This window comes from Massilia sp. UMI-21 (assembly GCA_015277795.1).
GTDB lineage: Bacteria > Pseudomonadota > Gammaproteobacteria > Burkholderiales > Burkholderiaceae_D > Telluria.
In genome coordinates, this window is sequence record CP063848.1 from 801,239 (window position 1) to 814,299 (window position 13,061).

13 protein-coding genes are annotated in these 13,061 nt (G+C 65.0%); 9 read left to right on the forward strand and 4 right to left on the reverse strand.

Going from position 1 to position 13,061, the window contains the following annotated elements:
- Positions 1 to 60 precede the first annotated feature (60 nt).
- Positions 61 to 1,179: a sensor domain-containing diguanylate cyclase gene (locus IM543_03535; protein ID QOY94983.1), complete on the forward strand. Its 1,119-nt coding sequence runs from the start codon at positions 61 to 63 to the stop codon at positions 1,177 to 1,179.
- Positions 1,180 to 1,408: 229 nt separating this feature from the next.
- On the opposite strand, the gene IM543_03540 is transcribed toward IM543_03535, so the two are convergent.
- Positions 1,409 to 3,388, reverse strand: a complete 1,980-nt coding sequence (locus IM543_03540; protein QOY94984.1) for a cation:proton antiporter — start codon at positions 3,386 to 3,388, stop codon at positions 1,409 to 1,411.
- Between the two features lie 99 nt (positions 3,389 to 3,487).
- Here IM543_03540 and IM543_03545 point away from each other — a divergent pair, with 99 nt between their 5' ends.
- From IM543_03545 to IM543_03580, 8 genes are all read left to right on the forward strand, one after another.
- Positions 3,488 to 4,510, forward strand: a complete 1,023-nt coding sequence (locus tag IM543_03545) for a KpsF/GutQ family sugar-phosphate isomerase (protein ID QOY96506.1) — start codon at positions 3,488 to 3,490, stop codon at positions 4,508 to 4,510.
- A 41-nt stretch (positions 4,511 to 4,551) separates the two neighbouring features.
- Positions 4,552 to 5,064 (forward strand): HAD family hydrolase, encoded by a 513-nt coding sequence (locus IM543_03550; protein ID QOY96507.1) that lies wholly within the window; start codon positions 4,552 to 4,554, stop codon positions 5,062 to 5,064.
- Positions 5,065 to 5,082: 18 nt separating this feature from the next.
- On the forward strand, positions 5,083 to 5,682 hold the full coding sequence (lptC, locus tag IM543_03555) for an LPS export ABC transporter periplasmic protein LptC (protein QOY94985.1): 600 nt from the start codon (positions 5,083 to 5,085) through the stop codon (positions 5,680 to 5,682).
- 41 nt (positions 5,683 to 5,723) lie between these two features.
- Positions 5,724 to 6,278 (forward strand): lipopolysaccharide transport periplasmic protein LptA, encoded by a 555-nt coding sequence (gene lptA / locus IM543_03560; protein QOY94986.1) that lies wholly within the window; start codon positions 5,724 to 5,726, stop codon positions 6,276 to 6,278.
- Positions 6,275 to 7,033: an LPS export ABC transporter ATP-binding protein gene (lptB, locus tag IM543_03565; GenBank protein QOY94987.1), complete on the forward strand. Its 759-nt coding sequence runs from the start codon at positions 6,275 to 6,277 to the stop codon at positions 7,031 to 7,033. The genes lptA and lptB overlap by 4 nt, the downstream gene beginning before the upstream one ends.
- A gap of 2 nt (positions 7,034 to 7,035) precedes the next feature.
- Positions 7,036 to 8,514 carry an RNA polymerase factor sigma-54 gene (locus IM543_03570; GenBank protein QOY94988.1) on the forward strand — a complete coding sequence of 493 codons (1,479 nt, stop codon included), beginning with the start codon at positions 7,036 to 7,038 and terminating at the stop codon, positions 8,512 to 8,514.
- 58 nt (positions 8,515 to 8,572) lie between these two features.
- On the forward strand, positions 8,573 to 8,929 hold the full coding sequence (raiA, locus tag IM543_03575; GenBank protein QOY94989.1) for a ribosome-associated translation inhibitor RaiA: 357 nt from the start codon (positions 8,573 to 8,575) through the stop codon (positions 8,927 to 8,929).
- A 180-nt stretch (positions 8,930 to 9,109) separates the two neighbouring features.
- Positions 9,110 to 10,195, forward strand: coding sequence for an enoyl-CoA hydratase/isomerase family protein (locus tag IM543_03580; GenBank protein ID QOY94990.1), 1,086 nt, complete (start codon positions 9,110 to 9,112; stop codon positions 10,193 to 10,195).
- A gap of 137 nt (positions 10,196 to 10,332) precedes the next feature.
- Here the strand turns inward: IM543_03580 and rapZ are convergent, their stop codons facing one another.
- The 3 genes from rapZ to IM543_03595 all read right to left on the reverse strand — a co-directional run bounded on the left by rapZ (position 10,333) and on the right by IM543_03595 (position 12,802).
- The gene (gene rapZ / locus IM543_03585) at positions 10,333 to 11,211 is read right to left on the reverse strand and encodes an RNase adapter RapZ (protein QOY94991.1); all 879 of its coding nucleotides are present in this window, start codon (positions 11,209 to 11,211) and stop codon (positions 10,333 to 10,335) included.
- Between the two features lie 130 nt (positions 11,212 to 11,341).
- Positions 11,342 to 12,277 carry an HPr kinase/phosphorylase gene (locus IM543_03590; protein QOY94992.1) on the reverse strand — a complete coding sequence of 312 codons (936 nt, stop codon included), beginning with the start codon at positions 12,275 to 12,277 and terminating at the stop codon, positions 11,342 to 11,344.
- A 42-nt stretch (positions 12,278 to 12,319) separates the two neighbouring features.
- Positions 12,320 to 12,802 carry a PTS sugar transporter subunit IIA gene (locus IM543_03595; GenBank protein QOY94993.1) on the reverse strand — a complete coding sequence of 161 codons (483 nt, stop codon included), beginning with the start codon at positions 12,800 to 12,802 and terminating at the stop codon, positions 12,320 to 12,322.
- Positions 12,803 to 13,061 lie beyond the last annotated feature (259 nt).

A 13,061-nucleotide genomic window follows, 5' to 3' on the forward strand; every position in this document is an offset into this window, starting at 1 on the left:
TTCGTTTCCAAGGCCGGAAAGATGGCGTACTGTTACGCCTATTGCCGAAAGGAATTTTCAATGCACGAGCCGGATGCGCAGACGCGAGAACTGATGCTGGAGAACGAGACCCTGCGTTCGCGCATGGCCTACCTGCTCGAGCAGGCCGAGCGCAACCACTCGATCATGACCCGGCACCAGGCCTTCGACCTGAAGATCGTCGGCGCCGGCTCGTTCCAGGAACTGGTGTCGACCATCTTCGGCACGCTGCCCGTCATCTCGGAGCTCGACACCGTGACCCTGTCGCTGGTGGACCCGGAAGCCGACATCTACACCGTCATGCACAAGCTGGGCGTGGACTACGAACAGCTGCCCAACCTGCTGTTCTGCGAGCATGCGGACGAACTCGGGTTCATGGCGATCGGTGATCGGCTCCCGCGGCCGGTGCTGGGGCCGTACGCGCCCTCGCGCCATGGCGGGATGTTCCCGCATCCGCCGACGAACCTGCAGAGCGTGGCTTTGGTGCCGCTGCTGCGCAATACCCGCCTGATCGGCAGCCTGAACCTGGGCAGCGCCGATCCGAACCGGTTTACGCCGGCGCTCGGCACCGACTTCATCGAGCACATGGGCTCGATCGTCGCGATCTGCCTCGAGAACGTCATCAGCAACGAGATGCTCAAGTTTATCGGGCTGACCGATTCGCTCACCGGCGTCTACAACCGCCGCTACATCGACCGCCGCCTGGTGGAAGAGATTGCGCGGGCGCGCCGCCAGGGCTACCGCATCTCGTGCATGTACATCGACATCGATCACTTCAAGCAGGTCAACGACAGTGTCGGCCACGGCGGCGGCGACGAGGTGCTGCGCGAAGTGGCAAACCGGATCAAGGCCGAACTGCGCATCTCGGATGCGCTGGCGCGCTTCGGCGGCGAGGAGTTCGTGGTGCTGCTGATCGACGCCGACCTGGAAAGCGCCAGCATGGTGGCGCAGCGCATCCGCGCCAGCGTCGCCCTCGATCCGGTGGACCTGGGCAGCGGCGAGCGGGTAGCGGTGACGGTGTCGATCGGGGTGGCGACGCTCGACGATTTCGAGCGCGATCATGCGATCGAGGGCGTGGCGCAGGAGCTGGTGGCGCAGGCCGATACGGCGCTGTACCGGGCCAAGGCCAAGGGGCGCAACTGCGTCGTGTCGCTGTCGTAATCCTTACGACGGCACCCGGTGTGTTCGTAGGGTGAGCGGGTCTCCCGCCCGCGCGTTCAAATCACCTATGCATTGACGCGCCGCGATGACGCAGATGATGTTTGAACGCGCGGGCGGCGAAGCCGCCCACCCTACAACAGCGCGTTCAACCGGCATCGATGTCATCGTGGCGCGTCATGTCCAACGTGATGTGAACGCGCGGTCGGCGCCGCCGACCACCCGACGGTAATCAAATCAAGCGGCTCTCGGCCCGGCTGACGGCTTCGCCTTCACCACGCAACACCAGCACATCGCCCGTCAGCAGCACCGTCTCCGGGTCGAAGTGCAGGCTTTGCCCATTGCGCCGCAGGGTGGTCACCTCGGCCCCGAATTCCTCCAGCGCCAGCTCCCGGACCGGCTTGCCGATGCCGATGGCGCCGCTGTGCAGCGTCACCGAATGCAGGCGCACATAGGTGTGTTCCAGGTCGTCCGAGACGTCGCTGGCGCCGTGGAAGTAGCCGCGCAGCGAGGCGTAGCGCTCGTCGCGCGCCACCTGCACGCGGTGCACCACGCGCCGCAGCGGCACGCCCATCGTCACCAGCGCGTGCGAAGCCAGCATCAGGCTGCTCTCCAGCGCTTCCGGCACCACCTCGGTGGCGCCGGCCTTCTTGAGTACGTCGAGGTCGCTGTCGTCGTGGCTGCGCACGATCACGGCCAGGTTCGGCGCCAGTTCGTGCACCAGGTGCAGCACCTTCAGCGCCAGCCGGGTGTCGGCGAAGGTGATCACCAGGGCGCTGGCGCGGTGGATGCCGGCCGCGATCAGGCTCTCGCGGCGCGCCGCGTCGCCGTAGGAGACGTTGGCGCCGGCGCTCTGGGCTTCCTGCACCCGTTCCGGGTCCAGGTCGAGCGCGTACCAGGGCAGTTTCTCTTCGGAGAGCAGGGTCGCCAGGCTCTGGCCGCTGCGCCCGAAGCCGGCCACGATCACGTGCTTCTGGGTCTTCATGGTGCGGCTGGCGAGCTGGGTCAGCTGCAGCGACTGCATCATCCACTCGTTCGAGGCGAGCTTCATGACGATCCGGTCCATGTTCTCGATCATGAAGGGCGCGAGCAGCATCGACAGCACCATCGAGGCCAGCACCAGCTGGATCAGGAAGGGATCGACCAGGTTCGAGCCCATCGCCAGGTTGAGCAGCACGAAGCCGAATTCGCCGGCCTGCGCCAGCGCCAGGCCGGTGCGCATCGCCACGCCGTCGCTCGAACCGAAGGCTTTCGCCAACGCCGCGATGATCGCGAACTTGAGCATGACCGGAAAGATCACCAGCGCCAGCACCACCCACCAGTGCTGCAGCACCAGCTGCAGGTTGAGCAGCATGCCCACCGTGATGAAGAACAGCCCGAGCAGCACGTCGCGGAAGGGCTTGATGTCTTCTTCCACCTGGTGCTTGTACTGGGTCTCGGAGATCAGCATGCCCGCAACAAACGCCCCCAGCGCCAGCGACAGGCCGGCCTGTTCGGTAATCCAGGCCAGGCCGAGCGTCACCAGTAGCAGGTTGAGCATGAACAGCTCCTGCGAGCGGCGCTTGGCGACGATGGTGAACCACCTGCGCATCAGGTTCTGGCCGAACTTCAGGAGCAGGGCCAGCACGAAGGCGGCCTTCAGCGCCGCCCAGCCGAGCGTGATGGCCAGTTCCTCGGCCGGCCGCGCCAGCGACGGAATCATGATCAGGAGCGGCACCACGGCGAGATCCTGGAACAGCAGGATGCCGATGATCCGGCGGCCGTGCTCGCTTTCCAGCTCCAGGCGCTCGGTCAGCATCTTGACCACGATGGCGGTGGACGACATGGCCAGCGCGCCGCCCAGGGCGAAGGCGGCCTGCCAGCTCACGTGGAGTTCGGGCGCCCACCAGGAAATGAACAATCCGAAGGCCATTGCCGCCGCAATTGTCAATACGACTTGAGCCAGACCCAGGCCGAAAACGATGCGCCGCATCGATTTGAGCTGGGCCAGGGAGAACTCGAGCCCGATCGAAAACATCAGGAAGACCACCCCGAATTCGGCCAGCGTATGGGTGGCGGGACTGTCGTCCGCAAGCGCGAGTGCATGGGGGCCGATCAATACGCCGACGGCCAGATAGCCGAGCATCGGCGGCAGGTGCAGCATCCGGAAGGCGACCACGCCCAGCACGGCGCAGCCCAGCAGGAGCAGGGTTAGTTCAAGTCCGGAATGCATCTTCCCCAGGTGTTGTTGTCGTGTTCTTGTTGTAGGCTTTGACGCAGTTTGTTACGACTGGCAAGTTTTTTGCTTTCCCAATTCGTTTATACTGCCATGATGAGTGTAACCCATGAAAAAATAATGCTGAAAAGTTTTGACGCGGACCAGGCCCGCCGTGTGCTGGAGCTGGGTCGCGAGACCCTCGCCATCGAAGCCGACGCCATTCGCGCCCTGCATGCGCGCCTGGGTGACGACGACAGTTTCGTGCGCGCCGTCGGGCTGCTGTACGGCTGCACCGGGCGCGTGGTGGTCTCGGGCATGGGCAAATCGGGTCACATCGGCCGCAAGATCGCCGCCACCCTGGCCTCGACCGGCACCCCGGCCATGTTCGTGCACCCGGGCGAAGCCGCCCACGGCGACCTCGGCATGGTGACGGCGCACGACGTGTTCATTGCCATCTCGAATTCGGGCGAGTCGGCCGAGTTGCTGGAAATCCTGCCGGCCATCAAGCGCATGGGCACGCCCGTCATGGCGATGACCGGCAAGCCGCATTCGCGCCTGGCCAAGCTGTCCGAGATCCACCTCGACATCTCGGTGGCCAAGGAAGCCTGCACCCTCAACCTGGCGCCGACCACCAGCACCACCGTCACCCTGGCGATGGGCGACGCGCTGGCCGTGGCCTTGCTCGATGCGCGCGGTTTCCGCGAGGAAGACTTCGCAATGTCGCACCCGGGCGGCGCCCTGGGCCGCCGCCTGCTGACCCATGTGCGCGACGTGATGCGCAGCGGCGACGCGATCCCGGCGGTGTCGCCGGATGCCCCGCTGACGCGCGCGCTGCTCGAAATCAGCCAGAAGGGCATGGGCATGACCGCCATCGTCGACGCAGAACGGCGTCCGGTCGGCGTGTTCACCGACGGCGACCTGCGCCGCCTGATCGAACGCGTGCAGGACTTCTCCAACATCACGATTCGCGACGTGATGCACGCGAACCCGCGCCGCGTCCATCCGGAACAGCTGGCGGTCGATGCAGTCGCCGTGATGGAAGAATTCCGCATCAACCAGATGCTGGTCGTCGACGGCGACGACCGCCTGGTCGGTGCGCTCCACATCCACGACCTGACCCGCGCGAAGGTCATCTGATGAGTGAACCGATGAGCAACCTGGACACTTCGCTTCAACACATGCAGCGCGCCGCGCGCGTGAAAGTCATGATCTTCGACGTCGACGGCGTGCTCACCGACGGCAGCCTGACCTATGGCCCGGAGGGCGAGGTCACCAAGACCTTCAACGTGCTCGACGGCCTCGGCATCCAGCTGCTGAACAAGACCGGCGTCAAGACCGCCATCATCAGCGCGCGCAAGTCGCCGATCGTGCTCAAGCGCGCCGCCGACCTGGGCATCGGGCACGTCTACCAGGGCATCCACGACAAGCGCGTCGGCTTCGCCGAACTGCTCGCGGCTACCGGCGTCGCGCCCGAGGAATGCGGCTACATCGGCGACGACGTGATCGACCTGCCGCTGTTCACCCGCGTGGGCTTTGCGGTCACCGTGCCCTCGGGCCACCCGGAAGTGCGGCACCGCGCGCACTACGTCACGAACAACGCGGGCGGCCGCGGCGCCGTGCGCGAGGTCTGCGACCTCGTGATGCGCGCCCAGGGCACCTACGAACAGGCGCTCGCGCCGTATTTCGCCTAGCGCGGGAACGCCCGGGACATGGTCAACTACAAGCGCACCGCCCACCGCTGGAAACTGCTGGCGATCATGATGCTCGCGGCCTTCTGCGCCTTCGGCAGCTTCTGGCTGGTGCAGCTGATGGAGCGCGCGGACGGCGACGCCCGCCTTGGCGGACCGATGAGCGAACCGGATTACATCGTCGAGAACTTTTCGGTCGTGCGCATGACCGAGGAGGGCAAGCCGAGCTACGTGGTATCGGGCAAGCGCCTGGCCCATACGCCGCTGGGCGACGTGTCCCAGGTCGAGCAGCCGGTGATGCAGGCCATGACACCGGGCCGCCCGCGCATGACCATCGTCGCCAAGCGCGCCGAGATCTTCCACGAAGAGCACCGCGTCGAACTGCTCGGCCAGGTCGACGTGCAGCGCCCGGCCACGCCCACCAGCGAAGCGCTGCGCGTGCAGACCGAGGCGCTCACCGTGCTGCCCGACGAAGAAATCCTCAAGACCAAGCGCCCGATCCAGATGCAGCTCGGCGCGGCGACCGTGACCGGCACCGGCATGGTGGCCAACAACGCGACCCAGCAGCTGCACCTCGCGAGCCGCGGCCAGATCGTTTATCCGCCACGCGCGCGCCAATAGCGCGCCAATAAGCGCGCAGCGCGTCAACCAGGACAAGCAACATGAAAAACATCATCGCAGCCGCACTCCTCAGCCTGGTCGCCTTCGGCGCCTCGGCGGAGCGTGCCGATTCGCTCAAGCAGGCCGTGATCAACTTCGACTCGCTCGACGTCGACGAGGTCACCCAGACCCGCATCCTGACCGGCAACGTCGTGCTCACGCGCGGCACGCTGGTCCTCAAGTCCGACCGCGCCCTGATGAAGGAAACGCCGGAAGGCTACCTCACCGTCACGCTCACGGCCAACAGCGGCAAGGCCGCCACCTTCCGCCAGAAGCGCGACGGCGGCCCCGACCTGTGGGTCGAGGGCCAGGCCCAGCGCATCGAATACGACGAGCGCGCCGAACTGGTCAAGCTGTTCACCAATGCCGAAGTGCGCGAACTGGAAAACGGGCGCATGACCAACGAGATCAAGGGGCCCTTCATCTCCTACGACAACCGCCGCGAAGTCGCGCAGGTGCGCAACGACGCCAGCGGCGCCAGCAAGGTGGGCGGTGGCCGCGGCACGCTGATCATCGCGCCACGCCGCCCGGCACCAAGCGAGGGCGCCAAGCAATGACGAGCGCGCGCGAAGGCTGCAGCACCCTGATCGTCAAGGGCCTGCAGAAGAGCTACGGCAAGCGCCTGGTGGTGCGCGACGTGTCGCTGCAGGTGGAATGCGGCGAGGTGGTCGGCCTGCTGGGCCCGAACGGCGCCGGCAAGACCACCTCGTTCTACATGATCGTCGGGCTGGTGCCCTCGGACGCCGGCACCATCGACATCAACGGTACCGACATTTCGAGCCTGCCGATCCACCGCCGCGCGGTGCTGGGCCTGTCCTACCTGCCGCAGGAAGCCTCGGTGTTCCGCAGGCTGACGGTGGAGGAGAACATCCGCGCCGTGCTGGAACTGCAGCGCGTGGACGGCAAGCCGCTTTCCAAGGACCAGATCAACGAACGCCTCGATACCCTGCTGGCCGAACTGCAGATCGAGAAGCTGCGCGAGAACCCGGCGCTGTCGCTGTCGGGCGGCGAGCGGCGGCGCGTGGAGATCGCGCGCGCGCTGGCGACCAATCCGCGCTTCGTGCTGCTGGACGAACCCTTCGCCGGCGTCGACCCGATCGCGGTGATCGAGATCCAGCGCATCGTGCGCTTCCTGAAAGAGCGCAACATCGGCGTCCTGATCACCGACCACAACGTGCGCGAGACGCTCGGCATCTGCGACCGCGCCTACATCATCAACCAGGGCGCGGTGCTGGCATCGGGCCGGCCCGACGACATCATCGCCAACGAGTCGGTGCGGCGTGTGTACCTGGGCGAGCATTTTAGAATGTAACGATGAAACAGTCGCTCCAGCTTCGCACCTCGCAGCACCTGGCGCTCACGCCGCAGTTGCAGCAGTCGATCCGGCTGCTGCAACTGTCCACGCTCGAACTGCACCAGGAGATCGAGCAGATCCTGTCCGATAATCCCTTGCTGGAACGGCTCGACGATCCGCTCGACCGCTCGGTGCGGCTGCTGGCCGACGGCGCCATCAACAGTGCGCCGGTCAGTGGCGAAGCGGCGCCGGCGCCGGGCGGCGAGCATGCGGCCGAGGAGGGCGCCAAGCCGGACGCCGGCAACGACGACGGTGGCGAGCACACGGAGCGCGGCGAGGCCGACAGCGACTGGGGCGGGGAGGGTGGCGGCGCGCGCAGCGGCGACGACGAAGACGGCCGTCCACAGCTCGAAGCGGAGAGCATCACGCTGCGCGAGCACCTGGTGGAACAGGTGCGCCTGACCGGCTGCAGCATGCGCGACCGCGCGCTGGCCGAGCTGGTGATCGATGCGCTCGACGACAACGGCTACCTGGAAGAACCGCTGGACGAGATCCACGGGCGCCTGCCGGCCGAACTGGACATCGAGATGGACGAGCTGCGCTGCGCGCTGGCGCTGGTGCAGAGCCTGGACCCGGTCGGCGTCGGCGCGCGCAGCGCGGCCGAATGCCTGGCGCTGCAGATCCGCCGCATGCCCGGCGTGCCGCTGGTGACGCGGCGCCTGGCGCTCAAGATCGTCGAGGCTTACCTGACCTGGTTCGCGCAGCGCGAATACACCAAGCTGAAAAAGGCGCTCGACTGCGACGACGAAGACCTGCGCGAGGTGCAGGCCGTGGTCCGCCAGTGCAATCCGCACCCCGGATCGGCCTTCGGCGCGGGCGTCTCCGACTACGTGGTGCCGGACGTGATCGTGCGCCACGCCAAGGACGGCTGGCAGGTAGCGCTCAATCCGGAAGTGATGCCGAAGCTGCGCGTGAACAGCCTGTACGCCAACCTGCTCAAGCAGGGCAGAAGCGAAAGCCAGATGGGCGCGCAGCTGCAGGAAGCCAAGTGGCTCATCAAGAACATGCGCCAGCGTTTCGACACGATCCTGCGTGTTGCCGAGGCGATCGTCGAGCGTCAGCGCAACTTTTTCAGCCACGGCGCGGTTGCGATGCGCCCTCTTGTTTTGCGTGAGATAGCTGATACACTAGGCCTACATGAGAGCACGATTTCTCGTGTCACAACGCAGAAATACATGCTGACCCCGCACGGCATGTTCGAGCTGAAATACTTCTTCGGAAGCCACGTCGCCACCGAAGCGGGGGGAGAAGCTTCCTCGACGGCGATCCGCGCGCTCATTGCGCAATTGACAGGAGCAGAAGACCCTAGGAACCCTTTATCCGACAGCAAGATCGCGGAGATGCTCGGGGAACAAGGTATGGTCATTGCGCGCCGCACGGTTGCCAAGTACCGCGAAGCGCTCAAGATTCCGCCCGTCAGCCTCCGCAAATCCCTGTAAAGCTACTGCCCACTCTTACCTTGTGGCGCGGGCAGGGCACCTTCCCAAAGGAGTGTGTATGAACCTCACAATCAGCGGCCACCATCTCGACGTCACCCCCGCCATCCGTGAATACGTTCAGAATAAGCTCGAGCGCATCACCCGCCATTTCGACCACGTGATCGACACCCACGTGTTCCTCGCCATCGATAACCTTACCGAAAAAGAAAAACGGCAGAAAGCCGAGATCAACCTCCAGGTATCGGGCAAGATTTTGCACGTCGCCAGTGCGGCACAGGATCTTTACGCGGCCATCGACACGCTGATGGACAGGCTGGACAGACAGGTTCTGAAACACAAATCCATGCTGCAGGACCATAGCCACGTGGCGCACAAGCGCCTGCCGGACATCGGAGAAGAAGCCGCCGCCGCGTAAACACGGGCGACCGCAAACACAGCAAGGGCGTCTGAGGGGACGCCCTTTTTGCTGATCCAGCCAGTTTCGATCGGTGTTTCCGTCAAACCTCTACTATTACTGCGCTTGTTACTTTTCAAGGCTTCGGTTTGACGGTTTCCTTCTGTAGAATGCATGTCTTTTCGACCATAGAGCACCATCATGACCGATTACGTCCTGACCCGCGTTGCCAACCGCACCGGCGTCATCACGCTCGACCGGCCAAAGGCCCTGAATTCCCTCTCGCTCGACATGGTACGTGTCCTGACCGCCACCCTGCTGCGCTGGAAGGATGATGCGGGCATCGACGCGGTGCTGATCACCAGCAGCAGCGAGAAGGCATTGTGCGCGGGCGGCGATATCCGCTTCTTCCACGAGATGGGTCAGGTCGGACCGACCGGCGGCAGCGCGCTGCTGGAAGACTTCTTCACCGAAGAATACGCGCTCAACCACCTGATCCACTTCTATCCGAAACCCTACATCGCGGTGATGGACGGCGTGGTGATGGGTGGCGGCATGGGCATCGCCCAGGGCGGTCCGGACTGCGGCCTGCGCATCGTCACCGAGCGGACCAGGATGGCTATGCCCGAGGTGAACATCGGCCTGTTCCCGGACGTGGGCGGCAGCCACTTCCTGTCGCACGCGCCGGGCCAGCTGGGCCAGTACCTGGGCCTGACCGGGCTGACGATCGGCGCGGCCGATGCGCTCTATGTGGGGCTGGCGGACGTGTTCGTGCCGGGCGCGCAACTGGGCGGCCTGATGGCGCTGGTCGAGTCGACGCCGGGTGCGGAACTGCCGGCGGCGATCCGCAGCCTGGCGGCGCAGTATGCGGCGCAGGCCGGACCGAGCGAACTGCAGGCGCAGCGCGGCGTGATCGATGCACACTTCGGCGCGGCGTCGGTGGGGGCGATCATGGCTTCGCTGGCGCGCGACGAGAACCCGTTCGCGCAGAAGGCGCTCAAGGCCATGCGCCAGCGCTCGCCCTTGTTGATGTGCGTGACGCGCGAGCTGCTGCTGCGCGGCGCCTCGCTCGGCGTGGCCGATTGCCTGCGCATGGAGCGCAACCTGGTGCGCCGTAACTTCGAGCACGGCGAAGTGCTGGAAGGCGTGCGCGCGCTGGTGATCGACAAGGACAATGCGCCGCAATGGAAGCCGGCGACGCTGGAGGAGGTGACGCCTTCGATGGTGGACAGGTTCTTCGAGCCGGTGTGGCCGGCGTATGCGCATCCGCTGCGGCATCTGGCGTAGGGTGGACGGCTTCGCCGTCCGCGCGTCCAATCAAAGGGCGAATTGATGCGCCCCCTAAGTTCGTATTCTGTTTGAACGCGCGGTCGGCATAGCCGACCACCCTACGATGTCGCGGCAAACACATGCCGCGTGAAGTATCAAGCCGCCACGTGCTTCGGCTGCTCGCGGTGCCGCACGATGACCCGCTCGCTCGTGCCGAAGTAGGCTCCCAGCCGTTCCGCCATGTACACCGAGCGGTGCTGTCCGCCGGTGCAGCCCACCGCCACCGTGAGGTAGGAGCGGTTGTCGGTCTTGAACGAGGGCAGCCATTTTTCCACGAAGGCGCGGATGTCTTCCAGCATCTCGGTGGCGCTCGGCTGGGCGTCGAGGAAGGCGATCACCGGCGCGTCCTTGCCCGTCAACGGGCGCAGCGACAGGTCGTAATAGGGATTCGGGATGGCGCGCACGTCGAATACGAAGTCGGCGTCGAGCGGCACGCCCACCTTGAAGGCGAAGGATTCGAAGAACAGCGTCAGCGGCGCCTGCTCGATGTCGGCCAGTTCCTTGACCCAGGCGCGCAGCTTGTTGGCCGACAGCTCGGAGGTGTCGATCACGTGTCCCAGGTTCTCGATCGCCGACAGGCGCTCGCGCTCCTCGGCGATGCATTCGATCAGGGTGCGGCGCGAGGCCGGGTTCTCGCCCGGGCGCAGCTCGTGCGACAGCGGGTGGCTGCGGCGGGTCTCCGAGAAACGCGCCACCAGCGAATGCGTGCTCGAGGTCAGGAACATCACCTTGACGTTGTGGCCTTCTTCCTTCAGGTGGCGCACGCTCACCGGCAGTTCGACCAGCGATTCGGCGCTGCGCGCATCGACCGCGACGGCGATTTTTTCCGTGCCTTTTTCACTGACCGCGTAGACCAGGGCCGGCAGCAGGGCCGGCGGCAGGTTGTCGACGCAGTAGTAGCCTGCGTCTTCCAGAACATTCAGGGCAACCGACTTGCCCGAGCCGGAAATACCGGTAATGAGGACGATGTGCATGGGCGGGATGATACCCCAAATGGGTCAATCTCCGCTCATCGCTTGACGTTGGTGGAGCAGGGAATTCGCGGAGCATGCTCCGCGCCTGCGGAACGGTCTGCCCTTGCAAGGGCAGACTCCCTGGCAACACTCAATCTCCGCTCATCGCCTGACGTTGCCGTTCCATGAATTCCTGCAGCGTATCGATGCCGCGCAGCTGCAGGATGGTGTTGCGCACCGCAGCCTCGAGCAGCACCGCGATGTTGCGGCCGGCTGCCACCGGAATCACCACCTTGCGGATCGGCAGGCCCAGCACGTCCTCGGTCGGGAAATGGAAGGGCAGGCGCTCGACTTCCTCGTCCAGCGTGCCGCGCTTGACCAGGTGGACGATCAGCTTCAGGCGCATCTTGCGGCGCACCGCGGTTTCGCCGAAGATCGCCTTGATGTCCAGCAGGCCCAGGCCGCGCACTTCCAGCAGGTTCTGCAGCAGCGGCGGGCAACGGCCCTCGATCATGTTCGGCGCGATGCGCGAGAACTCCACCGCATCGTCGGCCACCAGGCCGTGCGAACGCGAGATCAGTTCCAGGCCGAGTTCGCTCTTGCCCAGGCCCGAGTCGCCGGTGATCAAGACGCCCACGCCCAGCACGTCCATGAACACGCCATGCATGATCACGCGCTGCGCCAGCTTCTTGGACAGGTAGACGCGCAGGAAGTCGATCACCTGCGCCGCCGGCAGCGGGGTCGAGAACAGGGGGATGTTCTGCTCGTCGCAGATGGCCAGGATGTCGGGTGGCGTTTCCAGCCCCTGCGCAATGATCAGGGCCGGCGGACCGCCGCCGATCAGCTCGCCGATCACGTGGGAACGCGAGCTGGACTTCAGGCGGTGGTAGTAGTTGAGTTCCTGGTGTCCGAAGACCTGGATGCGGCCCGGGTGGATCAGGTTCAGGTGGCCGACCTGGTCGGCGGCCGAGGCCGCGTCGCCCGCGATCTGGCGTTCGCCGCCGGGGAAACCCGCGAACCAGCCGAGCTGGAGGCTGTCGCGGTTGTCGTCATACAGGCGCTGGATGGTCAGCGGAGTCTGCAGCATGGGCATGTCGTTCCGTACGCGGCGAATTGCCGCGTAGACAGTTTAGCCCAAAGCCTGCAGGCTGGGTTGCCAGTTGATGATGCGCTCGTACACCGATTTCGGATCCGGATCGGTGGCCAACGCGGTGCGCACGGCTTCGTCCGAGAACAGCTCGGCGATTTCCGACAGGATCTCGAGGTGCTGCTGGGTGACGTGGTCCGGAATCAACAGGAAGAACAGCAGGCTGACCGGCTGGCCATCCGGCGACTCGAAGGGAATCGGTTCTTTCAGGCGCACGAAGGCCGCCAGGGGCGACTTCAGGCTCTTGGCGCCCTTGATCCGGCCGTGCGGGACGGCGACACCATGACCGAGGCCGGTGGAGCCGAGACGCTCGCGTGCGAACAGGTTGTCCGACACGGTCGAACGTGCGATGCCGCAATTGTTTTCGAAGATCAGGCCGGCCTGCTCGAACGCGCGTTTCTTGCTGGAGACTTCCAGGTCCAGCTGCACATTTTCGAGCGAGAGGATTTTGCTTAGGTTCGTCATGACTAGTGTGCGATGCACAGGGTAGCTGCTTGCGAGGCGGAATTATAGGCCTGTTTCATGGCAGTGACATTCGATTTCGCATCTGTACGGGCATACAGTCGACTACATGGAGACGATGTGGCAAAAACCCAGTGTTTTGCCATGAAATCGGAGCTGCAATAAAACGCAATTTCCGAAACGAAATCACCTGAAATCCACCGCAATCGGCGGCTATGCAGGCGTCATACCGTTTTTTGCCTGCATGCTGCTCATATTTTAA